Origin of the sequence: Pontibacter diazotrophicus (assembly GCF_003367245.1) — a bacterium.
GTDB classification, from domain to species: domain Bacteria; phylum Bacteroidota; class Bacteroidia; order Cytophagales; family Hymenobacteraceae; genus Pontibacter; species Pontibacter diazotrophicus.
Genome location: NZ_QRGR01000029.1, coordinates 1 through 23,863, shown reverse-complemented (window position 1 = coordinate 23,863; position 23,863 = coordinate 1). Strand labels below are relative to the sequence as shown.

Annotated in this window: 15 protein-coding genes; 12 read left to right on the top strand and 3 right to left on the bottom strand. The window is 49.5% G+C overall.

What is annotated here, in order from left to right; translation table 11 throughout:
• Positions 1–1,419 (bottom strand): thioredoxin-like domain-containing protein, encoded by a 1,419-nt coding sequence (locus tag DXT99_RS21380; RefSeq protein ID WP_115567633.1) that lies wholly within the window; start codon positions 1,417–1,419, stop codon positions 1–3.
• 366 nt (positions 1,420–1,785) lie between these two features.
• Positions 1,786–2,739 carry an asparagine synthetase A gene (locus tag DXT99_RS21375; protein WP_115567632.1) on the bottom strand — a complete coding sequence of 318 codons (954 nt, stop codon included), beginning with the start codon at positions 2,737–2,739 and terminating at the stop codon, positions 1,786–1,788.
• Between the two features lie 163 nt (positions 2,740–2,902).
• On the opposite strand from DXT99_RS21375, the gene DXT99_RS21370 reads away from it, so the two are divergent.
• From DXT99_RS21370 to DXT99_RS21330, 9 genes are all read left to right on the top strand, one after another.
• A complete protein-coding gene (locus DXT99_RS21370) occupies positions 2,903–3,358 on the top strand; it encodes an Lrp/AsnC ligand binding domain-containing protein (protein ID WP_115567631.1) in 456 nt (151 codons plus the stop codon).
• A 651-nt stretch (positions 3,359–4,009) separates the two neighbouring features.
• Positions 4,010–5,551: an alpha-N-arabinofuranosidase gene (locus DXT99_RS21365; protein ID WP_115567676.1), complete on the top strand. Its 1,542-nt coding sequence runs from the start codon at positions 4,010–4,012 to the stop codon at positions 5,549–5,551.
• Positions 5,552–5,652: 101 nt separating this feature from the next.
• Positions 5,653–6,660 carry a glycoside hydrolase family 43 protein gene (locus tag DXT99_RS21360; protein WP_246000921.1) on the top strand — a complete coding sequence of 336 codons (1,008 nt, stop codon included), beginning with the start codon at positions 5,653–5,655 and terminating at the stop codon, positions 6,658–6,660.
• A 193-nt stretch (positions 6,661–6,853) separates the two neighbouring features.
• Positions 6,854–8,362 (top strand): arabinan endo-1,5-alpha-L-arabinosidase, encoded by a 1,509-nt coding sequence (locus DXT99_RS21355; protein WP_246000920.1) that lies wholly within the window; start codon positions 6,854–6,856, stop codon positions 8,360–8,362.
• 109 nt (positions 8,363–8,471) lie between these two features.
• Positions 8,472–9,518, top strand: a complete 1,047-nt coding sequence (locus DXT99_RS21350) for an arabinan endo-1,5-alpha-L-arabinosidase (protein WP_115567629.1) — start codon at positions 8,472–8,474, stop codon at positions 9,516–9,518.
• Positions 9,519–9,673: 155 nt separating this feature from the next.
• Positions 9,674–9,886, top strand: coding sequence for a hypothetical protein (locus DXT99_RS21345; RefSeq protein ID WP_147294271.1), 213 nt, complete (start codon positions 9,674–9,676; stop codon positions 9,884–9,886).
• Between the two features lie 625 nt (positions 9,887–10,511).
• On the top strand, positions 10,512–13,760 hold the full coding sequence (locus DXT99_RS21340; RefSeq protein ID WP_246000919.1) for a SusC/RagA family TonB-linked outer membrane protein: 3,249 nt from the start codon (positions 10,512–10,514) through the stop codon (positions 13,758–13,760).
• Positions 13,761–13,783: 23 nt separating this feature from the next.
• Entirely contained in the window at positions 13,784–15,328 is a 1,545-nt protein-coding gene (locus tag DXT99_RS21335) for a RagB/SusD family nutrient uptake outer membrane protein (RefSeq protein WP_115567627.1), read from the top strand.
• 131 nt (positions 15,329–15,459) lie between these two features.
• On the top strand, positions 15,460–16,671 hold the full coding sequence (locus tag DXT99_RS21330) for a sialidase family protein (protein WP_115567626.1): 1,212 nt from the start codon (positions 15,460–15,462) through the stop codon (positions 16,669–16,671).
• Between the two features lie 67 nt (positions 16,672–16,738).
• Here DXT99_RS21330 and DXT99_RS21325 read toward each other — a convergent pair whose 3' ends face one another.
• The gene (locus tag DXT99_RS21325) at positions 16,739–17,611 is read right to left on the bottom strand and encodes an AraC family transcriptional regulator (protein ID WP_115567625.1); all 873 of its coding nucleotides are present in this window, start codon (positions 17,609–17,611) and stop codon (positions 16,739–16,741) included.
• Positions 17,612–17,843: 232 nt separating this feature from the next.
• Between DXT99_RS21325 and DXT99_RS21320 the strand changes: the two genes are divergently transcribed.
• The 3 genes from DXT99_RS21320 to DXT99_RS21310 all read left to right on the top strand — a co-directional run bounded on the left by DXT99_RS21320 (position 17,844) and on the right by DXT99_RS21310 (position 23,778).
• Positions 17,844–18,842: an arabinan endo-1,5-alpha-L-arabinosidase gene (locus DXT99_RS21320; protein ID WP_115567624.1), complete on the top strand. Its 999-nt coding sequence runs from the start codon at positions 17,844–17,846 to the stop codon at positions 18,840–18,842.
• A gap of 392 nt (positions 18,843–19,234) precedes the next feature.
• Entirely contained in the window at positions 19,235–22,831 is a 3,597-nt protein-coding gene (locus tag DXT99_RS21315) for a PVC-type heme-binding CxxCH protein (RefSeq protein ID WP_115567623.1), read from the top strand.
• Positions 22,832–22,863: 32 nt separating this feature from the next.
• Positions 22,864–23,778: a sugar phosphate isomerase/epimerase family protein gene (locus DXT99_RS21310; RefSeq protein ID WP_115567622.1), complete on the top strand. Its 915-nt coding sequence runs from the start codon at positions 22,864–22,866 to the stop codon at positions 23,776–23,778.
• The last annotated feature ends 85 nt before the right edge of the window (positions 23,779–23,863 follow it).

Below are 23,863 nucleotides of genomic sequence, written 5' to 3'. Positions count from 1 at the left end.
TTATAGCCGTACCACCAGCTCCTCCTTTTCCCCGGTATGTGGCTCTACTTTGAAGATTTGGTGACTGTTAGTGCTGGTTACCCACAGCTGCCCGTTCAAGAACAGAACATCATTGGGTTCGCTGAGCCCGTCTGTTACCGTGTGCACGCGCAGCCTGCTCATATTCAGCATTTTTATTTTGCCGTTATAAGTGTCGGCTATGTATACGTTGCTGTCAATAATATCCAGGCCCACACAATGCTGTAGCAGCGCATCGTCTACGTGGCCGTCCACATCCCCAAAATCAAACAAGCCCTTTCCCAGCGGCGTGAGCACCATGCCGGTGTTTGTGTGCACAGTCCGGATGGCGCTGGCCTCGGCATCAGCTACATACAACACTGGGCCGTTGTTAGCCAACCCGCTGGGCTGGTTAAAAGCTGCCTCGAGTAAATGGCCGTCTGCAAGTGCTTCATGGCCATTGCCGGCGAAACGGTACACTTTTTCAGTGCTGAGGTCCATGCGCAGAATCTGGTGGTTGCCGGCACTGGCAATATAGATATTGTCTTCCAGCAGCAGCAGGTCCCAGGGACTGTTCGGATTGACGGGCACGTCCACCTTATCGTCCATAAAATAGTAGTCTAGTTCCCCTGTTCCTGCGGCAGTGCTTACGTGCCGTTGCGCTAAGTCTATTTTCCGGATGGCGTTGTTCTTGGCATCGGCCACATACAGAAAATGGCCATGCAGCGCCATGCCGTGTGGCTCGTAAAAGCTTGCCTTAGTATAGCTGCCGTTGTCGAAGCCCTGTCTGCCGCTGCCTATTACCTCCAGCACCTGGCCTTCCTGGTTCAGTTTCAGGATGCGGTTGTGGCCACTGTCAGATAGATAAATATTGCCATCGTTATCGCTGATAAGCTTAGATGGGAATGATAGCACCGTCTCCTCTTTGCGCTGTTCTGCCTGGAAATCGATCGGCTCCCGGTTTAATTTGCCTTCGAACTCCTCTTTCAGTTTCTGAATATAAGGCTGCACCGTCTGGTACACGCCTTCCCCGGCATGCTGCCCTATTACCTTCCCGTTTGGATCGATGAGCACAGTGGTCGGCCAGGCCCGTATACCATATTCGTTCCACAGCTTATAATTCGCATCGTTCACAACGGGGTGCTCAATGCCGAACTTCCGGATAGCCTGTTGAATGGTCTCGCTCTGCTTTTCGGCATCGAACTTGGCGGAGTGTACGCCCACCACCACCAGCACATCGGCAAACTCCTCCTCCAGTCGCTTCAGGTCCGGCACAATATGCTGGCAGTTGATACAGCCGAAGGTCCAGAAGTCGAGGAGCACGATTTTGCCTCTGAAGTCTTTGATAGACCAGTCGCGGCTGGTGTTAAGCCAGCCGTATTCCGTTTTTATTTCAGGTGCGTTTACACGTCCGGTTAGCATAAGCTTGTTTTAATTTGCTGTACGTGTTTACTACGGGAAGTGGCAGTGCTGCGGTTAGCTTTGAAGAGTTGCTTATAATAGAGCCTGCTCATTGAAACAAGCTCTTATTATACTTCTAAGGCAAAGTGAAAGCTTGTGTTCATTAACGGCAGGCCATCATTAACGGATTGCCAAGCCCTATCCAGTGTGTTCTAGTCCCGGCGGGACGTCCTGTTGGTAGTCAATGTTCCATAAGCAGTTTAGCTCCAGCGGAGCGACCTGTAAATTCATCATACAGGTCGCTCCGCTGGAGCTAAAGCAATACAGGGGTTAACTCTATCAACAGGCCGTCCCGCTGGGACTATTGCGCAGCTTTGGTCAGCAGAGCTAAAATATAGCGGGAGTAAAAGGCTTGCGCGAGAAAACAGTTACTTCGTCTACATCTTTTAAGCGGCATATAAAGCGCGTCATCCGTTCTACACCAAAGCCTCCGCCGGCAGATTTAGGTAAGCCGCCTTCTTTCGCGACTTCTAAATAATGCCTGAAAATGTTTTCGTCCGTACCAACATCTTCCATGCGTTTGCGAATCTGGTTATACTCATTCTCGCGCTCCGCTCCGGATAATCCTTCTCCGTAACCTTCCGGCCATATCATGTCATAGTTCAGGTAGGTACCGGGCTTCTTTGGATCTTCCTTGTCGTAAAATTCGCGGCGGTGGTTCTGCAACCAAAAGGGAGTAGTGGCCTCTTTCGATTGAAGGTGCTCATAATCAGGCCCTAAGCTAGCTTCCAGTTTTTCGGTTCGGAACACCGGCCATTGCTCATACTGTGGCAGCAGCTCCCCGCGAAGTTCCAGCAGCACTTCCGGTATTTCTGAATTAAGGCGGGCAAAAACAAAGTTCACCAGCTCTTCCATAAACTCCATCACAAAGAAGCGGTCTTTGCCCTTGAATTCGAAATCTATCTGCGTGAATTCAAACAGGTGGCGGCCCGTGTCGGCACGGTCTGCGAACTCAAGGCGCACATTGGGTGATATGATGTAAATACTATCCAGGTCTTCGTGCAGCAAGGCCAGTTGCTTATGAAAAATCATGGACTTGGTCAGGCTCCAGTGTTGCCCGGCGTATTGGATGGTGGCATCTACCACGCCATGGTTCAACGGGTCGGTAATGGGAGAGAGCATGAGCGGCATGAGCTGCGTCAGGCCTTTCTTAAACATGAATTCATGCGTGGCGCGAATAATGCCCTGCTGCACTTGCAAAACTTTTGGCAGAACAGTACGACTTAGGTGACTCAGTGTAGCATCCAGTGCTGTTGGTGTTCCTGTGGTTTGTTGCTCCATTATTTTGCGGATTTATTAAGATCTTCCAATTTTATACTTAACAAATATAATGACCCTAATGCTTAATTGATAATACGATAAATATATTTTTCACAATTGATATATTTATATGAAATAGATGTTATATTTGAAACATTGTCAAAAACAGCAAGTATAGGAGCTTATGAATTATGAAATCGATAATCTGGATAAGCAGATTTTGAGGCTGCTGATGCAGGATGTAACTCGTGCTTATACTGATATCGCCAAAGAGTTAGGCGTTTCGGGTGGTACTATTCACGTTCGGATGAAGAAGCTGAACGAGATGGGGGTGGTAAAAGGCTCCCAACTATTGGTTAACCCGGCGGCGGTAGGCTTTGATATCTGTGCCTTCATCGGGGTATTCCTGGAGAAAGGCTCAGAGTACAAAGATGCCGTGGAGCAGTTAAAAGCGATACCGGAGGTGGTAGAGCTGCACTATACCACAGGCACCTATAGCATGTTTGCCAAGCTTATCTGCCGCGATACCAAACACCTGCGCGAAGTGCTGAACGAAAAGCTGCAGGCAGTAGAGGGCGTACAACGCACGGAAACCCTGATTTCGCTGGAAGAAAGTATAAGCCGGCAGATTCTGCTATAAGGCTAAAGCCACAACACAAAAAGCCGCTGCAGTATAATTTGCAGCGGCTTTTCTGCCTTACAGACTCTTGTCTGTAAGCAGCTGTCCCTCTGCTTCAGCTTCTGCAATGCCTCCTGCAGCCGTTCAAAAAATATCTTGATTCTTCCAGCGAGGCTCCGCCAACGGATAGCCGGAACCAGTTTAGTTCGCGGACAGAGCCAAAGGTGGAGAAGGGTGCCGCTGCAGCTTTGCCTTGTGCAAAATATAAACTGCCATAGAGCATAAGTGTAGCTAAGTCTTGCACAAGGTGAGGTTAATCTAAAAAGTACCTGAAGTCGATCCTGAAGTTTTTAGCAACGTGCTGAGTTTAGGTTCTGAATAGCGGCAGGCAGTATTTGCCCGGGCTCCTTCACTACTTTTGCACGAGGGGAAACGCTCAAAAGCGATATAATAAAAGCTTACTTCGCTCAACACGCATCGGGTTGGAGGGATAATAAATGCAAGCCAGAATATTTTTAGAAGGTAGTGCTCACTTTTTTAGCACGTTTAATAAAGCTATACTTGCTTTTGATGTAATTAATGGCCTATATTTATAAATGTAAAAATAACATTTAAAAAGTATTGAAGTATAATACCCTTTCTTTTATGATTTACACCAACTCAAGCTTTAACATGAAAAGAATACTAGCAGTTTGCCTGGCGCTTGTCTGCAGCTTCACGGTTTACGCGCAGAACTCCGGCGAACTAAAGGTGCCAACGAACACAGACAGGGTCATCAGCCGTCATATTTACGGGCACTTTGCCGAGCACCTGGGGCGCTCTATTTACGGAGGCTTTTATGTAGGGGAAGACAACACGAAAATCCCGAACACAAGAGGTGTGCGAAATGATGTAGTGGCAGCTCTAAAGACACTGAAGATTCCGAACCTTCGCTGGCCCGGCGGCTGCTTTGCTGATACTTATCATTGGAAGCATGGCATTGGCCCGAAAGAAGAGCGTCCTACCATCGTAAATGCTTGGTGGGGTGGTGTAACCGAGGATAACAGCTTCGGTACGCACGATTTCCTGAACATGTGCGAGTTGCTGGAGACGGAGCCTTACCTGGCGGGCAACATGGCCACCGGTCTGGTGCAGGAGTTGGCGGACTGGGTACAATATGTGAACTTTGCCGGCGAGAGCCCGATGTCGAACCTGCGCCGTGAGAATGGTCGTGATGAACCATGGAACGTGAAATACTGGGGGATTGGCAATGAAGCCTGGGGCTGTGGCGGTAACATGACGGCAGAGTACTATGCCAACGAGTACCGCAAATATGCCACGTTCGTGTCTGACTGGACCAACTCAGGCGGCCTCTTCCGCATAGCTTCCGGTGCCAATTCCGCTGATTACCACTGGACGGAGGTGCTGATGAAGAACATCCCCAAGAACCTGATAGAAGGAGTGGCGCTGCACCATTATGCAGTGATTGACTGGGATAAAAAAGGACCTTCCACTACTTTTACTGAGCAGCAGTATTTTACAACCATGCAACGGGCGCTGTTTATGGATGAGTTGATAAACAAGCACACTGCCATCATGGACCAGTATGACCCGGAGAAAAAAATTGCCCTGGTGGTGGATGAGTGGGGTGGTTGGTATGAAGTGGAGCCGGGCACCAATCCAGGTTTCCTGTACCAGCAGAACACCATGCGCGATGCCATGATAGCCGGTACTACCCTGAATATCTTTAATAACCATAGCGACCGCGTGCGCATGGCCAACCTGGCACAGACCATCAACGTGCTGCAGGCGGTTATCCTGACGGACGAGGAGAAAATGCTCCTGACGCCTACTTACCACGTGATGGAGATGTACAATGTGCACCAGGACGCCAGCTGGTTGCCTCTGAATATCAAGAGCCAGGATTATACAATGGGCAACGAGAAGCTGCCGGCCGTGTCTGGTTCGGCCTCCAGAGATAAGAACGGGCTGACGCATATCTCGCTTGTAAACATCGATTCCAAAAAAGCACAGGATGTTACCATCAACATTGATGGTGCAAAGTATAAGAATATAACAGGCCGTGCGCTGACGTCTAAGAAGCTGCAGGATTATAACTCCTTCGATAACCCGAACAACATTAAGCCGGAGAACTTTAAAGGCGCCAGGCTAAGAGGCAATAACCTGACTGTAAAGCTGCCACCATTCTCTGTGGTTGTGCTGGAACTGAAATAGATAGAGCCGAAGGATAGAATAGGAAGAGTACAAGGCAAACAATCAGAATAAAGTAGATGAGGTTTTCCCAGAAAATAAGCAGTATAACCAGCTCGTTGGCTGTGGCGGTAGCATTACTTGCTGCCGCCCCCGCATCGGCGGGCACCGTTTCCGCTCCTGCGGATACGGTGTTCAAAGCGAACGGCAATCCAATTATCACACACAAGTATACTGCTGATCCGGCAGCCCTTGTGCACGACGGAAAGGTGTATTTATATGCCGGTCACGACGAAGCACCGCTCGACTTTCATTTTTACAGGATGAACGAATGGCTGGTATTTTCGTCACCGGACATGGAAAACTGGACAGAGCACCCGGTGCCTTTAAAACCATCTGATTTTAAATGGGCTAAGGGCGACGCCTGGGCAGCAGAGGTTACCGAGAAAGATGGCAAGTTCTACTGGTATGTAACCGTTACCCACGACGATACCAAGCCAGGAAAGGCCATAGGTGTTGCCGTTGCCGAAAGCCCTATAGGTCCCTTTAAAGATGCCCGAGGTTCAGCGCTTATCACAAATGATATGACCACCGGAACCTCCATCGACTGGGATGATATTGACCCTACTGTTTTTATAGACGATGACGGCCAGGCATATTTGTTCTGGGGCAATACCAAAGCCTATTACGCTAAACTGAAGGATAATATGGTAGAGCTGGATGGCCCGATCAAAACGATTGACAACCTCCCTCATTTTACCGAAGCTCCTTTTGTGCACAAGCACAAGGGCAACTACTACCTTTCCTATGCCTACCAGTTCCCTGAAAAGACCGCTTATGCCATGAGCAAGAGCATTGAGGGACCGTGGGAGTATAAAGGCATTTTAAATGAATTGGCAGGTAACTCAAACACAAATCACCAGGCCATTATTGACTTCAAAGGGAAAACGTACTTCATATACCATACCGGTGGCATCCAGCCGAACGGGGGTAGTTTCCGCCGCTCAGTGGCCATAGATGAAATCTTTTATAACCCTGATGAAACGATGAAGCGCGTTGTGATGACAACGGAAGGTGTGGCGCCAGCAAAAGAGGGCACAAAGTCCGCGGCAAAAAAGAACAGAAGGAAGTAAGTGTTTGAACAGCAGTTCTTTTTTAAAACCAAAGCAGCCATTTACAGTATATATAGCTTCTAAAAAACAGGTAAACAATATAGAAGTTTGCCTGTTTTTTTTACTACATTTTATAAATGTAAAAAATACATTAATAAAAGCGAATTGCTAAGCTAATACAGCAACGGGAAGAGTACTTTCAGAGTAAAACAATATGATGGAGAAGAAACGGGGGAGGTTATTCGCAGTAGCTGCTGCCTGCTTACTAAGTATGGGCATGTTTTCCTGCTCAAAGGAGAAGGACGAGCCGGTGCCAACCGGGCCGGGCACAACTCCTCCTGTAGTAAATGTCCCGGACTTTGATATAGACCAGCTTAACGACACCTACGCTAACATTGCGCCTTATGAGTTCCGCCACAGGTGGGGGCCCTACAACACGCATGACCCGTCCATTATCAAGGCGGGGGAATACTACTACAGTTACAGTACAGATGTCGCGTTTGGAGGTGGAGTGCCGGCAGGCATACAGGTCCGAAGGTCAAAAGACCTGATAGACTGGCAGTATGTAGGGCTGGCCTTTGACGGCTTGCCTCAAAAAGGGCGCGAATTCATTACGCAGCGCGGAGGTACTCCATTCAACTCTTTGTGGGCACCTTATATCATGAAAGTTGGGAACGAGTACCGGCTTTATTACTCTTTGTCCTCGCCTGAGCCCACTCCGCGCTTAAGTGTCATTGGCCTGGCTACATCCTCCAGTCCGGAAGGGCCTTGGGTAGAGAAGGACCTGGTGGTGACATCCCTTAACGATAACAGCATACAAACCAACGCTATCGACCCTGCAGTAGTGGTAGACAAAGCTGGTGACCATTGGTTTTACTATGGTTCCGCCTGGGATGGCATCTACGTGCTGAAACTGGACGCTGCCACAGGCTTAGCTGCAACGGCAGGTGACAAAGGCCGGAGAATAGCCCAAAGAGGCTTCACCGGAAACAGCATTAACGGCAATATAGAGGGGCCGGAGGTTATCTACAACCCGGAACAGGACAAGTACTTTCTCTTTATCTCCTACGACTGGCTGGAGACAAAATACAACGTGCGCGTTGGCCGCAGTGATTCCCCGGAAGGCCCTTTTTATGATTTCAATGGAAACGATCTAAACGAGGCAGAGGATAACCTGCCGATGATTCTGGCGCCTTACCAGTTTATGGGCCACAGTGGCTGGCAGGGCACCTCGCATCCTGCTGTGTTCAGAGCAGATGACGGGCAGTATTACATGGCGCACCAGGGAAGGCCGGGTGAGAACAAATTCTTTATGGTGCTGCACGTGCGCAAAATACACTGGACGGAAGGTGGCTGGCCTGTGGTATCTCCGGAGCGCTACGCGGATGTAGAACAAACGGCAGTTGCTGCCGATGAACTGGCTGGAGACTGGGAGCGGATAGTGCTGGAGTATAATATTGTGCCCGGCTATGCCAACGAGCAGACTTCTCCCGACTTTCAGGTAGCTACCAGCTTAAAGTTGAATGCAGATGGCACACTTAACACCGACCCCGCCAGTACCTGGGCATATCAGTCTCCCTGGCTGGAACTGAAATGGAGCAGTGGCAGCACCGAAAAGGTGTATGTGGAACGAGGAAGAGACTGGGAAAATAAAGAGGCCAGCACACTGCTTTTTACAGGATTGGATGAGCAGGGCACTGCTATATGGGGAAAGAAGCGTTAGTAGTAGCAAGGGGTATTTTGATTGTTACGGTAAAGAGCAGGTACAGTGCTTTTCTCTCGCCGTTGTTTCTTGCACTCATAAGGATGTTTTATAAATAAAAACCAAGTCTATGTTGTATAACCTGAAAAAAGCAGGCGTGCTAAGGTTAGTGGTACTACTTGCTTTCCTGCTGGCGGCAGTGCCTTCTGCGTTTGCTCAGATACAACAGAGCAAGCAGATTTCTGTGCATGATCCGGTGATGACTAAACAGGGCAATACCTACTATCTTTTCGCCACAGGGAGAGGTATAGCGGTGTGGTCGTCGAAAGACATGGTAAACTGGGAAAGAGAGAAGTCTGTTTTTGAAGAGGCTCCGGGATGGGTTAGCAACGTGGTGCCGGGTTTCAGGAATCATATATGGGCTCCGGATATTGCTAACCACAACGGTCAGTATTATCTCTACTACTCTGTATCTGCATTCGGTAAAAATACTTCTGCTATCGGAGTGGCGACAAATACGACGCTGGACTCCAATGACCCGAACTATAAATGGCTGGATCATGGTATTGTGGTGCAGTCGGTGCCGGGGCGGGATATGTGGAATGCCATTGATCCTAACCTGATTCTTGATGAACAGGGCCAGCCGTGGCTGTCTTTTGGCTCTTTCTGGAACGGGCTGAAAATCGTGAAGCTAAAGAAAGACCTGCTTTCTGTAGCGGAAAATCCGCAGGAGTGGCATACGGTTGTGCAGCGGGAGCGCATCGATACATTAGATGAAAGATACGCAGGCAATGGTGCTGTCGAGGCGCCCTTTATTTATAAAAAGGGTAACTACTACTATCTCTTTGCCTCCTTTGACTATTGCTGCCGCGGCCCTGAAAGCACCTATAAAATGGTTGTTGGCCGCTCTGAGAAGGTGACCGGGCCTTATATTGACAGAGAAAGGAAGAAGATGACGCAAGGGGGCGGTAGTCTGCTCCTGGAAGGCGATAGTAACTGGCATGGCGTCGGGCATAACTCCGTATATGATTTTGACGGGCAGGACTACCTGGTTTTCCATGCATATGACGCAGCAGACAAGGGCAAGCCAAAGCTTAGAATAGAAAAGCTAAGCTGGGACAAGAACGGTTGGCCTAAGGTAACCGGAGGGGCGACTGAAGCAAGAAATGAAAAGTGACCTCCAGTTTTCTGGAGTACAATAAAATAAAAGTATCGTATAACCTACAAGTGGGTGTAGATACTGTGTTTTGTGCTGAAAAACAACCGGTTCCTCCAGGGGCTCAGGCCTGTTTTCTGTTAAATATTTTTTAATCGTCAAAAAGACGCTTATATTTGAGTAGTTACTCACAGGCTTTGTCTGGCAGGCTAAAGCTCATCGATATAGTGACGGTGCTGCTGAATAATAAGCCGGTAGCAGGCCAGGGCGGAACTTATGCTTCTGCCACAATTGATAGAAACACAAATGAGCTGATTCTGAAAGTGGTGAACACCTCAGATAAGCAGCTGCAGAGTGAGTTTGTGGTGTACGGTGTGAAAAGGCTCTAACAAAGAGGTGCTATCACTGTTTTACAGAGCAACAACCTGAATCAGGAGTACTCTTTCGAAAAGCCTGACACTGAGCCCTCAGCAGAAGCAGCTTTGCTTTGTTGATGTTGTCAGGGTTAAAATGTCATAAAGAAATAGGTGGCGCACCTTCTTTTAACAAAGCGGATGCGCTGGCAGCTTAGCAGGTGAATGAAGCAAAAAAGGGCGGGAGAAAGAAGAAAGCGTGAAAGATAACATCGAATACAAATGCTCGGCGACAGTTTCTTTTACTCATGCCTTTTACTGAACCGAGCAAGAAGTTGATTGCTCACTAATGAAATCTGTATGATTTGTAATAAGATAATTAGCTCAGACGCCCCACTTACCTCGGTAGCCCAGGTACAGCAAGATAATCAGCATAGAAGGTCACCTTATCAAGGGCTGGTATGGTCAGAATAAGGTCAGCAGTGTATTCCGGTTAAACGGATAAAAATCTGCACTGCGTTGAAGGTGTTATTTCGTCTTAAAAACCAAAAAAGAGGAATGGTCAAAATTATAAAAAGCCAGTGTGAACCCGCCACCAGGTTAAATAGGATAGAAGTAATTCCAGATAATACACTACACACACACACAAATTTAAAACTACATGATGAAACCTTTCCGCAAATTTCCGCTACTGATGCCAGTAGTGCTGTGTGCCGGGCTGCAATTTCCCGCCCATGCGCAGGCGCTCACGGCAATGTCAGGGCCGTTGCCTGACAAGAATTTGTTTATTGAGAAGCTAAAGAATAATTCACCTCTGCTTCCGTCTGCTACCCAGAATGAGAGCATCGTGCTGGCTGTAAAATCGGCTGTTAAGTCAGAGAAAGCAGTTGCCATCACTGTATCCGGTAGAGTGACAGACGAAGACGGTACCGGTTTACCAGGAGTAAGTGTAGCCTTAGAAGGGACGTCTGTAGGTGCTATCACAGATGTTGAAGGCAACTACACATTAACTGTGCCTGATGGACAGGAGGAAGGAACCCTCATTTTCTCCTACATCGGTTACACGGCACAGGAAGTGCCGATAAACAACAGGAGCACTATTAACGTGGAGCTAGCACCCGATGTAACAGCACTCGAAGAGGTGGTGGTGATCGGTTACCAGACCATACAGAAGAAAGACCTGACGGGTGCGGCCTCTGTTGTAAGTCCGGAAGCAGCTAATCGTGTTACAGCCGCTACCGTAGCGGAGTCAATACAAGGCTTGGCCCCAGGGGTAACCGTGCGTAACTCAGGCCGGCCGGGAGCAGGCGCAGCCGTTGATATCCGCGGAGTTGCCAGCTTTACAAATACAAATCCCCTGTATGTGATTGACGGGATGATTGCAGAAGCGACTCCTACAATGAATCCCAACGATATCGAATCGATCCAGATCCTGAAAGATGCCTCTGCGGCAGCTATTTATGGTTCAAGGGCCGGTAACGGTGTTATCATCATTACAACTAAAAGAGGAAAAGAAGGGCCGGCCAGAGTCGGTGTTTCTGTAAAACATGGTGTACAGCAGCTGCCAAGGCGATGGGACGTGATGAACTCAGAGGAGTTTGCAGCGACGCAAAGGCTGCAGTATGAAAACTCCGGTGCTACACCACCCGCCAGTGTTTCCCTTAACCCCCCTCCTGCTACCGGCCCTAACAGCGTAAGGCACTGGACCGTGACAGACACAGACTGGCAGGATGAGATAACACAGCTAGGTACACTGGCTGATTACAATGTTACGTTGTCAGGCGGTTCAGAATCCGGAAACTATTTAATTTCCGGATCATACTTTACAAATGAAGGCGTTGTAGTCGGCAATCAATTTGACCGCGTTAGTGCGCGCGTGAATACGCAGGGTAAAAAAGGCAGAGTAACCTTTGGTGAGAATCTGGTGTTGACACATTCCTGGGAAGAGCGGCCTTTACTGGCAAATCCTTTTTATGACATGCCGCAGTTACTTCCTGTTATCCCGGTGAGGGACCCGGCTTTAGTTAGTCTTCCGGATAACCCTGGTGGCTGGGGATTAGGAGACCAATCGGCAGCCCCTATTTACGCATGGAACTATATTGCGATGACAGAGCTTTTTAACACCACACACAGATTCTCCAGGCTGGTAGGAAATGCTTATGCCGATGTGGAAATCACCGACTGGTTGAGCTACCGCTTCAATGCAGGTATTGATGGAGGCTTTGATTGGCATCAAAATGTCCGGACACCCGGCAACTGGGTTCTGGCCCAGGCATACGAGCCAAGCCACGTTTATCAGGATCGGCAGAGCTTTTACTCGCTGCTCTTCGAAAATACACTTAATTTCAATAAGTCATTCGGACTCCACGAAATCAATGGTGTAGTCGGATACACCCAGCAGCGCACCAACAGGGACAGAATGGAAGCGCGTCGCAATGAACTGGTAAATTTTGGTAATCAATATTTCACTACAATCAGTTCTGGTATTGGTGATCAGACATCAGAGGGCGAAATATTAGAGGATTACCGCCTCAACGGTACCTTGGGACGAATAAACTATACCTTTAATGATAAGTACCTGCTAACGCTCACCGGCCGCTACGACCAGGACTCTCGCTTCGGGGCAGATAATCGAAGCAAGTTTTTCCCATCTGTGGCTTTGGGCTGGAGAATAAGTGATGAAGAGTTCCTGAACCTTGATTGGTTATCTGACCTGAAGCTTCGGGCTTCTTACGGGCAGCTGGGCATCGCTACAGTTGGGTCATGGGATTATATTGGGGTAATTAATAATAACCCGCGTGTTGTTTTTGGGGCTGATAATCAGACCATTGCTGTAGGTGCCTACCAGGCAAGTCTGGTGAACCCGGATTTGCGTTGGGAAATAAGGACTTCTCAGAACATTGGTTTTGACGCAGCCTTCCTGAATAATAAAATACTTGTGACTGCTGAGTATTATCATTCCCTGTCTGAGGATGTGTTAGTGCGACTGCCAATTGCGTTCTACACCGGTAACCTGGGTGGTGACCCATTTGTGAACGCAGCTTCTATCAGCAACCGTGGAGTGGAGGTGTCTGCCACTTACCGCAGTATGGAGAATGCCTTCAAGTGGGATGTGTCAGCTAACTTTACCACAATCAGGAACAGGGTAGAGGATGTTGGTAACCTGGGCGAAGGAATAGATTACTTGCAAGCTGGTGCAACCCGTTCTCAAATAGGCCGCGGTATCGGTGAGTGGTATGTGGTGGAAACTGACGGTATCTTCCAAAGCGAGGAAGAAGTGCTGAATCATACGAATTCAGCTGGAGAGTTGATACAGCCTTTCTCTCAACCCGGTGATATCCGTTTTGTGGACCTGAACGACGATGGCCAGATAAATGACGAGGACCGCACTTTTGCCGGCTCACCATGGCCTACCCTGCAAACGGGAGCTCAGTTCAATGCCTCTTACGGTGGCTTTACACTCAACCTGCAACTGGTGGGGGTGTTCGGCCATACTGTGTTCAACGATGTGAGAAGAGTCCTGGACTCATACGAGAACACCAATTTCCGAAGCGACTTAAGTCCCTGGACGCCTACGAACACTAACACCTCAGACCCACGGTTAGCCCGACCTTCAGAAGAGGGCGTAGCGCTGAATAACCGTTACGCCAGCGACCGCTGGCTGGAGGATGCCTCCTATGTGCGGGTCCGTAACCTCGAAATAGGTTATAGCCTGCCGGCAACTTTCTTGAGCCGCCTTCACACCGATAATGCCCGCGTGTTTATCAGTGGTCAGAACCTGCTAACCTTTACAGGCTACTCAGGTCTTGACCCCGATGTAACCGGTGCTGGCATTCTGGAGAGAGGCCTGGATGCCGGTAACTGGCCAGCGAGTCGGGTGTACTCGCTAGGTTTAAACTTTGAGTTTTAGGTATTAAATAGAAGAACTTCTTTATGAAAAAGATACTATATTTTGCGTTGGCAGCCGGCTTGACACTGTCTAGTTGTGAGAATGACTTAGATATTGTGAATCCGAATGCGCCTACCACAACAGTTTTCTGGCAGAACTCAACGGATGCGGTACAGGGGGTAAATGCTGTTTACAGTACCCTGCACCGCGACCGGATGGTGCTGTGGCAGTGGTTTTATTACACAGTGCGTTCCGATGAGGCTTTTAGCCGCAGCCCTGACTCGGCTATTCCGAACAACATGGACAGGTTCCTGATTACAGACTACAACTTCGGAAGGACAAACCTGGTTTATTCCGATAACTATGTAGGAATCTTTCGGGCAAACCAGGCCCTGGCCAATATACCCGAAATAGAAATGGATGAGTCTCTGAAGGCACGCTTGCTTGGGGAAGCAAAATTTCTTAGGGCCTTTTTTTACTATAACCTGGCCAGCTTATACGGCAATGTACCGCTTATACTGGAGCCTTCTACTCCAACAGACCTGCCACCAAATGCTACAAGAGAGGAAGTTTGGGCACAGGCAGCTCAGGACCTGAGAGAGGCGGCAGAGGGGCTCCCAACCACCTACAGTGGCGAAGACGTAGGCCGTGTTACAAAAGGGGCAGCAAATGCCCTACTGGCGAAAGTATACATGCAAACGCGGAACTATGAGGCCGCCTTAGAGCCACTGCAGTGGTTAGTAGAAGGAGAGGGCAGTGACATTTATGATCTGATGCCTAACTACCGTGATAATTTCCTGGCATCAACAGAAAACAATATGGAGTCGGTGTTTGAATGGCAGTTAGCAACCAACGAGTCAGAATATACGCCTGAGGATACCGAAACACCAAACCAGAACTACGGTTCGCCCCTTGCCCAGTTTATCGCACCGGCCAACGTGGGTTTCTCCGATGCTGAATTTCACCGTTGGGTGGTAAATGAGTTTCATGAAGAGGAAACTGTGAACGGGGAAAGAGACCCTCGTCTGGAAGCTTCCTTCTTCTTCGACTCGACGGATGTGCGGGGGCCTGAGTTTAGCATGATATATGGGCAGACGTTTGCGCAACGGTACGGCCTGGACGACACAAGGGTATGGCTCAGAAAGTTTGCCAACGATGCTGAACCAGGTCGTACAGGAGAAGGATTCCGCTCCGCCAATAACTACCGCTTTCTCCGGTATGCGGATGTGCTGCTGATGTATGCCGAGACGCTGAACCAACTGGGAAGAACACAGGAAGCATATCCGTATGTAGACCGGGTAAGAGAAAGAGCAAACCTTGCTCCTCTCTCAGAGGTTAGACCTGGCATGACGCAGGAGCAGTTCCATGAGCAGATTGAGCACGAAAGAGTAACAGAATTAGCCGGTGAAGGTCACCGTTGGAACGACCTGGACCGATGGGGTTACTTTGAGAGCCAGGAGAAACTAAATGAACTCATTCAGCGAGATCCTGGTTTTGCAAACTTTGTGCTTAACAGGCACCGCTTGTTGCCTCTTCCACAGCGGGATGTTGACATTAACCCGAACTTAGAGCAGAATCCGAATTACTAAGGCTTACACTTTATCTCAGGGTTCTGAAAGTTGCTCCGGCAACTTTCAGAACCCTGAGATTTTTTATATAGCTGGCAACCTGTTCACGCAGTAGAAGGCTAAGCTGCCAGAATAAATCTAACTCCAAAAGTATGAAGTTTCTCAAAATTAAAGTTCTTGTACTTCTATTAGGGCATCTGTTTTTAGTTTCCTGCAAAGAGGACCCGAAAACTAACCCCGTTACCCCGACTCCCGTCACGGCTGCGCCAGATGACCTGCCGCCGGTAGATACCTCCACGCCCAGCCTGAATATCACCTGGGAAGAGGATGCCATGAAGATGTCGCATGACGTGTATTTTGCTGAGTACGGGCGGGCACACAGGGTAAAAGGAGATACCGTTTTGTTCACCTATCATTTTGGTCCTTTTCAGAATGAGTGGGACAATATCGCCATCAGAAGGAGTATTGACGGCGGTAACACCTGGTCTGAGGCAGAAACCATTGTGGCCGACGACAACCCCAACTACTACGGATTTGCTAACCCGGAGCTGATCACGCTCCAAAACGGAGATGTGATACTGGCCTACACCGGTCGTGGTAACCCCGATGATAATGCACACGCTAATATTCAGATCCGTGTCAGCAAGGACAGAGGCTGGACATTTGGCCCGCCCCAGATAGTAGCGACCGGCCGCTCTTGGGAGCCTGCCATGATACTACTGCCGGATGGTGAAATAGAACTCTTCTATTCCAGTGAGGCCCGTTGGTGGGCCGGGCCGGGCGCCACAGCCGAGCAGCAGGAGATACTGATGGTGCGTTCCACGGATAACGGAGCTACCTGGTCTCATCCTGTTCAGGTGGCCTATACACCGGGTATGCGCGATGGCATGGCGGTACCGCTTGTGCTGCAGGATGAGAAAGGCATTGTTTTTCCTGTTGAGTCTGTAAACAACACAGCCTCCCCCTGGATTGTATGGTCATCGTTGGAGGCGAGGTGGGATTATGCAGGTGTAGGTACCATACAAAATGAAAGGCGCTGGCTTGCCACAAGAGAACCTATATGGGGAGGAGCCCCTTTCATTATTCAGTTGCCGACCGGTGAAACGGTGCTGTCGGTGCAGGACAGAGGCGGCAGAGCCATAGGTTCTGACTGGAAAAAGAACACGATGCTGGTGCTGGTGGGCAACAGTGTTGCCAAAAATTTTACCAACATCAGCTATCCCTGGCCAGACCTGCCTTTGAACGAAGGAGCATACTACAGTTCACTCTTTCTAAAAGATCCGCAGACGCTGGTCATTATCACAACCCGAAACTATGCGGACGGGCACAGTGAGGTGTATTGGAAGGAAGGACATATTCAATAATTTCTAACTTATCTGCAGCGGGTAGATGTAGCGTATAGCAGCCTGCTGCTGCGAAAGAGCTAGTATGCTATAGGTGCTTTTGGTGTTCTTTCTTATACTGCAACGGCGTAATGCCTGTTAAATCTTTAAACTGCTTGTTAAAATTAGAGAGCGTGTTAAAGCCGCTCTCATAGCATACTTGGCTTATCGTCAGGTCTTGTTCATGCAGTAGTTTACAGGCATGCCCAATCCTCACCTCGCTCAGGAAGTCGGAAAAAGACTTATTAGCCCTCGATTTAAAATAACGGTTAAAGGAGCTTTGTGACAAATTAGCAATAGCAGCAACTTCTTCGAGGCTTATCTTGTTTTTAAAATGGAGCATGATGTGCTCATAAACCCGCCCGATACGATCTGTATCCGCTTCTGTACTCGGGTTAATATAGCCAACATGTGCTATTTCAGTACATTCATCTGAGAGGGCCAGCGTATTCATAATACGGAGCAATTGAATAATGCTTTCTACCCCTGTCAGGTGCAGCAGTTCTACCATCATATGGCTTACCATACTTTTTGTATAGCCATGAACCTCCAGCCCCTGTTTAGCCCTTTTAAATAAATGATCAAGCGATTCCAGTTCTTCTTTCTTAGAGATGCTGCCGCCAAGAAAATCTTCCTGAAAATAAATGACGATGCCTCTTGTCTGCAGTAAACTGTTCTTATGGAGGTATTCATTGTCGCTTCGCCAAAGGTGGGGCAGGTTAGGCCCCAGGAACACAAGATCACCTTCCCGGAAGGTCCGGATGCTGTCACCGACAAAACGCGTCCCCCTGCCTTCCTGTACCAGGAAAATCTGGTACTCCTGATGGAAGTGCCAGCTTCGGTCAAAGTAAGGGGCAATGAGCTCTTTTAGAAGAAATGATTTCGAGCCTGGGATGGCTGATTTTCTGACTGCTGCTTTCATTAATTGTGCCTAATGATGCGCTGAATACACTGATAATCTCTCTAAGATAGCAAGAAACAGTCAGAATTGGCTTGGAAAGAGTAATACTTATTAAAATTTTATTAGGAATATTGTTAAGCTTTAAAGATGAGTGGGTGGTCACATGCAGTGGCGGGAGTTATGTCGCAAGCCGCCCGGTCTTTTTTAAAAGAGGCTGCCTTGTTGTCTGCAGATATCTAAATCAGGAAAGCTTATGAAATTTGCATGTTGGTTGTCGTTTTTGCTGGTGCTGGCTCTACAGGCTAGAGCACAGGACATGCAGCAGAATATAGCTGTGCACGACCCCGTTATGATAAAGCAGGACAATACCTATTACCTTTTCTCTACAGGTCGGGGGATAGCTGTCTGGTCATCAAAAGATATGCAGAACTGGAAGCGTGAAGAGGCCGTGTTTTCTGAGGCACCCGCATGGGCCGTTGAAGCAGTTCCTACTTTCAAAAACCACATCTGGGCACCTGATATCAGCTATTATAAAGATAAGTACTACCTATACTATTCTGTATCAGCATTTGGTAAAAACACGTCTGCCATTGGCCTGGCCACGAATACTACCCTAAACCCAACCGACGAAAATTATAAATGGGTAGACTATGGCAAAATTATTCAATCAGTGCCAGGGGAAACCAACTGGAATGCCATCGATCCGAACCTGATCACTGATAATGCCGGCACACCGTGGCTTTCTTTCGGGTCGTTCTGGGATGGTTTAAAGCTTGTGAAGTTAAAGGAGGACAGGATGAGCATCGCAGAAAGCACAGATAATCTGCCTACCATTGCAAGCCGCAAAAAGGATGCTCCTGCAGAAGGCGATAAGCCTGTAAAGGCAGGCGGTAATGCAATCGAGGCGCCTTTTATCTTTAAGAAGAATGGCTATTATTATTTGTTCGCTTCTATTGATTATTGCTGCAAGGGCGAAAACAGCACTTATAAAATGGTAGTTGGCAGAGCCAAAGATGTAAAAGGGCCATACCTCGACAAAGAGGGTGCTTCCATGGCAAAAGGCGGTGGCACCCTTGTGTTAGCAGGCAACAAGGACTGGCATGGGGTAGGACATAACTCTGTTTACAATTTTGATGGGAAGGATTACCTGGTATTCCACGGATATGATGCTTCCGATAAAGGCAAATCAAAGTTGAGGATAGAAGAACTGGCATGGGATAGTGCTGGCTGGCCTGAAGTAGCAGTTGAATGATGCCGGGCTTCCCTGCAAATGCTCAACAGGTTTACCCTTTTTAACTCAGGCTATGTTGGCTTCCTGTAAGTGCACAGGTGCAGCTCAGATGAGCAGCCAGGGAAGTAAAGAAGATAATACCTTAGGCTGTATTTGGGCATCTAAGTGATTAATCACAAAAAAAATAATTATGGGCTTGCTTTAATTTGTGTAAGTAAATTTTTTTTAGATATATTTAGAAATGTGGAAGTAACATTTCTAAAATCCTTTCCCTGATTTAGCTGAGTTTACAAGATTAGAGCCTAGAGTTGCTTTTAGCAAAATGCAACACAAGCATAATATGTGGATGGTTACAAGTGTCAATAGAACACCATAAATACCAACAAAAGAGTGTATCATACAAAATTGTTTTTATGAAGAAGTTACTGTACATACTGGCTTTTGGAGGCACCCTGCTGGGCGGCTGCTCACAAAAGACGCAAACAGAACAGAGTGCACAGGCGCTGTCCCCTGCCAAGCGCGTTGAGATTCTCTTTCTCGGGCACAACAGCAGGCACCATAATTCCGAAAAATATGCGCCTATGCTGGCCATGCCTTTGTTTCAGAAAGGGATTAACATCACATACACTGCCGATCCTGCGGACCTGACGCCAGAGAACCTGAGCAAGTATGACGGCCTGATGATTTACGCCAACCACGAAAAAATTACGCCAGAGCAGGAGCAGGCGGTGAAAGGCTTCGTGGAAGGTGGCAAAGGACTGATTCCGGTACACAGCGCTTCCTTCATGTTTAAAAACTCTGACTGGTATATCAATACAGTAGGCGGGCAGTTTCTGAAGCACGATACGGCCACTTTTGTTGCTGACATTATAAAGCCAGAGCATGAAGTAGTAAAGGGGCTTTCTGAGTTTCCAACCTGGGACGAGACATATGTACACACCAAGGTAAACCCGGATATGACCGTGCTGATGGAGCGCGTAGAAGGGAGCCACCGGGAGCCGTGGACCTGGGTGAGAAAGCAGGGCGAGGGCAGGGTGTTCTACACCGCCTACGGACATGACGAGCGCACCTGGAACAACCCCGGTTTTCATCAACTGATGGAGCAGGGCATCCTTTGGGCGGTAGGCGATAAGGCGAAAGACCAACTGGCGCGCCTGAATATTCCTACCCCAACATTCAGCGAGGCTGACATCCCGAACTACGAGAAGCGTGATCCAGCCCCTAAATTCCAGCACCCACTTTCTCCGGAGGAGTCTCAGAAACTGGTGCAGGTGCCTGCTGACTTCGAACTACAGCTTTTTGCCTCTGAGCCGGACATTATCAACCCCATCGCCATGGCTTGGGATGAAAAAGGCCGCCTCTGGGTAATTGAAACAGAAGATTACCCAAACGAGGTGCGTGACGAAGCGGGAGTAGGCAAAGACAGAATCAAAATACTGGAGGACACAGACGGTGACGGCAAAGCAGACAAGTTCACTGTTTTCGCAGATGGCCTGAACATACCGACCAGCCTTACATTTGCCAACGGCGGTTTAATTATCTCCATGGCTCCCAACTTTGTCTTTCTAAAGGATACAGATGGAGACGATAAGGCTGATGTAAAGGAAAACATCATCACAGGCTGGGGCAAAAGCGATACGCACGCCGGTCCCTCTAACCTAAAGTATGGCCTGGATAATAAAGTATGGGGCGTGCTGGGCTACTCAGGCTTCAAAGGAACTGTAAGCGGTCAGGACCTTGCTTTCAGCCAAGGTGTTTACCGCTTCGACCCGGACGGAGAGAACCTGGAGTACCTGGGCAGAACCACAAACAACACCTGGGGACTGGGTTTCTCCGAAGAGTTTGACGTGTTCATCTCTACTGCCAACGGCCTGCACAGTGCTTACTTCGCCATGCCGAACCAGTACATCAAGAGGGTGTTGGTGGGTGGGTCCGGAAACACTGTTTTCAGGACAGACTCTCACTACGACATGCCGCACCTGACACCTTACCTGCGCCAGGTTGACTGGCACGGAAGTTATACCGCGGCAGCCGGACACAACCTATACACTGCCAGAAACTATCCGAAGTCCTATTGGAACAGGGTAGGCTTTGTGGCTGAGCCAACAGGGCGCGTGCTGCACAACGCCATACTGGAGCGCAAGGGAGCCGGTTACACAGAAAAGAATGGCTATAACCTGCTCGCCAGTTCAGATGAGTGGTTCTCGCCGGTGCACGCAGAGGTAGGTCCGGACGGAGCCGTATGGGTGGCCGACTGGTATAACTTCATCATACAGCACAACCCAACCCCGCGCGGTTTCGAGAACGGGAAGGGCAATGCCTACATCAACCCTTTAAGAGACAGCAAGCACGGCCGCATCTATCGGGTGGTATACAAAGGCGCCAAGCCTTACGAGCCGATGCAGCTCTCAAAAGACGATACAGAAGGGCTGGTGGCAGCGCTAAGTCACGACAACATGTTCTGGCGCACCACGGCGCAGCGCCTGCTAGTGGAGAACCAGAAGAAAGATGCCATACCAGGCCTGTACAAGCTTATAAATGACCAAAGCATGGATGAGATCGGGCTGAACAGTCCGGCAGTGCACGCCCTCTGGACGCTGCATGGACTGGGTGCTTTGGATGGTTCTAACGCAGAGGCAATGGAAGTGGTGAAGAAGGCTCTGTCTCACCCTGCTGCCGGTGTCAGAAAAAATGCCGTGCAGGTGCTGCCTGAAAACGAGAGAAGCCTGAACTACATCATAGAGGCCAACCTGATCAAAGACCCGGACATGAAAACCAGAATGGCAGCTGTGCTGGCCGTTGCTGATATGCCTGCCTCCGCTGAAGCCGGAAAACTGTTGTACGAAGCAAGTGTGAATGCCGATAACGCGGAGGATGAATACATTCCGCAGGCATTCTTTGCGGCTGCACTTACGCACCAGGCAGGTTATTTCGGGGCAGCCCCGAAAGATGAGCACCTGGCCCACAAGCCTGACTCTGTCCTGTCCTTATCAGAGCGAATCGTGAAGAGCGTGAGCCAGGAGCAGTACAACCTCGACAGGAGAGCCGCCATCATGTTCCCACCGGATGTTACCGGGAAGGAAATCACAGTAAAGGCTTCTATCGGTCCGTCAAGTAACGGAATAGAGGGCGTATTAGTGGCTCAGGGTGGAAAAGACGCAGGGTACAGCCTGTATGTGCAGGACAACAAACTGCATTGGATAGTAAAACAGAACGGCAAGACTTATAAAGCCTCCACTACTGCTGCGCTGCCAGAAGAAAGATTTAACGTAGTGGCCAGACTCCTTAATGAGGGCAACATGAGCATTGACGTGAACGACAAAACGGTGGCAAAGGGGAAGGCGCCAATGTTGTTTGCCTCGGCCCTGACACCGGCAGATGTACGCGTAGGCCGTGACCTGGATGATGAGGACAGAATCGGGGATTACCCGAACAGGTTCTTCTTCCGGGGAGATTTTGGAAGTGACGGGATATTAGCCCTCAAAGAGCCTGCTGCAAAAACAGCGATGGCCTCCACAAATAAAAAAGCAGCGGCATCTGCATCCAAAGCGGGTAATAAAACAACCACAGCTTCATCAGCCAAGCCTGCCGCTAAAACGGCTGCGGCCAAAACAGCAGCAAAGGCAGTCACCATCAACATCAAGGTAATCGAGCACGAGATGAAGTTCGACAAAGAGACTTTTACAGTGAAGGCCGGCCAGAAGGTGACCATCAATTTTGAGAACCCTGATTTCATGCAGCACAACTTCGTCATCGCAAAACCCGGGACTCTGGAGAAGGTAGGAAAGGCCGCCGATGCACTGGCCAGAGACCCGAAAGGAGCAGAGAAGAACTATGTGCCTCAGATACCGGAAGTGATTGTGGCGACACGACTAGTGGACCCGCAGGGAAGGGAAACATTAGTGTTTACAGTGCCTGACAAGCCGGGCGAATATCCTTTTGTATGTACTGTGCCGGGCCACTGGCGCCTGATGAACGGAATCATCAAAGTAGAAGCGAACAGTATATAAGCCTCTGGCATAAATCACAAAAGAATAGCTAAATGAGTTTGCAAGACATAAAATTCGGCGTGAGCACCTGGCTCTGGACCTCGCCCTTCAGCACAGAAACAGTTTCCCTCTTCCCCAAGATAAAGGAGATGGGCTACGAGGTGGTGGAGATACCGGTGGAGGACCCGGCCCTGCTGGACGTGGAGAAGGTGAAGCAGGCGCTGGCGGAGAACGGGCTGCGGCCGGTTATCTGCGGCGCCTTCGGCCCCAGCCGCGACCTGACCCACGAGGACCCCGCCTACCACCAGACCAGCTTTGACTACATAGAGGCCTGCCTGGACATCTGCGTGGCGCTGGGCGCCGGCTTCCTGGCTGGGCCCATGTACTCGGCCGTGGGCAAGGCCCGCCTTGTCTCCCCGGAGCAGAAGAAGGCCGAGTGGGAGCGGGCGGTGACCAACCTGCGCAAGGTGTGCCAGATGGCCGAAGACCGGGGGCTGAAGATTGCCCTCGAGCCCCTCAACCGCTTCGAGTCGGACCTGGTGAACACGGCCGAGGACGTGATGCGCCTGGTGCGGGACATCGACCACCCGGCCGCCAACGTGCTGCTCGACGGCTTCCACATGAACATCGAGGAGCCCGACATCGAACGGGCCATCCGCCTGGCCGGCGACAAGCTCATCCACCTGCAGGTATCGGAGAACTACCGCGGCACCCCCGGCACGGGCCAGACCCGCTGGGACGCCTACAGGCGGGGGCTGGAGGCGATAAACTACAAAGGCGCCGTCTCCATCGAGAGCTTCACTCCCGAGGTGAAGGAGCTTGCCGGGGCGGTGTGCATCTGGCGCCCGCTGGTGCCCAGCCAGGACGACTTCGCCCGCGAAGGACTGCAGTTCCTCAGGCAGTGGGCCGAAGGCGCAGCACCCGCCGGCCGTGAGGCAAGGGAGAAAGCGACCGCTGAGACAAAGTAAAACATCTGTTCAACTGTAAATAAGACATACTACATCATGAGCCAGAAGAAGATAAACGTGGCAATCGTGGGGCTTGGCTTTGGGG

Excerpts from the sequence above, each read along its gene's own strand:
- DXT99_RS21365 (WP_115567676.1), top strand. The coding sequence starts at position 4,010 with ATGAAAAGAATACTAGCAGTTTGCCTGGCGCTTGTCTGCAGCTTCACG.
- DXT99_RS21320 (WP_115567624.1), top strand. The coding sequence starts at position 17,844 with ATGAAATTTGCATGTTGGTTGTCGTTTTTGCTGGTGCTGGCTCTACAG.
- DXT99_RS21350 (WP_115567629.1), top strand. The coding sequence starts at position 8,472 with ATGTTGTATAACCTGAAAAAAGCAGGCGTGCTAAGGTTAGTGGTACTA.
- DXT99_RS21380 (WP_115567633.1), bottom strand. The coding sequence starts at position 1,419 with ATGCTAACCGGACGTGTAAACGCACCTGAAATAAAAACGGAATACGGC.
- DXT99_RS21335 (WP_115567627.1), top strand. The coding sequence starts at position 13,784 with ATGAAAAAGATACTATATTTTGCGTTGGCAGCCGGCTTGACACTGTCT.
- DXT99_RS21310 (WP_115567622.1), top strand. The coding sequence starts at position 22,864 with ATGAGTTTGCAAGACATAAAATTCGGCGTGAGCACCTGGCTCTGGACC.
- DXT99_RS21370 (WP_115567631.1), top strand. The coding sequence starts at position 2,903 with ATGAATTATGAAATCGATAATCTGGATAAGCAGATTTTGAGGCTGCTG.
- DXT99_RS21355 (WP_246000920.1), top strand. The coding sequence starts at position 6,854 with ATGATGGAGAAGAAACGGGGGAGGTTATTCGCAGTAGCTGCTGCCTGC.
- DXT99_RS21315 (WP_115567623.1), top strand. The coding sequence starts at position 19,235 with ATGAAGAAGTTACTGTACATACTGGCTTTTGGAGGCACCCTGCTGGGC.
- DXT99_RS21325 (WP_115567625.1), bottom strand. The coding sequence starts at position 17,611 with ATGAAAGCAGCAGTCAGAAAATCAGCCATCCCAGGCTCGAAATCATTT.
- DXT99_RS21340 (WP_246000919.1), top strand. The coding sequence starts at position 10,512 with ATGATGAAACCTTTCCGCAAATTTCCGCTACTGATGCCAGTAGTGCTG.
- DXT99_RS21375 (WP_115567632.1), bottom strand. The coding sequence starts at position 2,739 with ATGGAGCAACAAACCACAGGAACACCAACAGCACTGGATGCTACACTG.
- DXT99_RS21330 (WP_115567626.1), top strand. The coding sequence starts at position 15,460 with ATGAAGTTTCTCAAAATTAAAGTTCTTGTACTTCTATTAGGGCATCTG.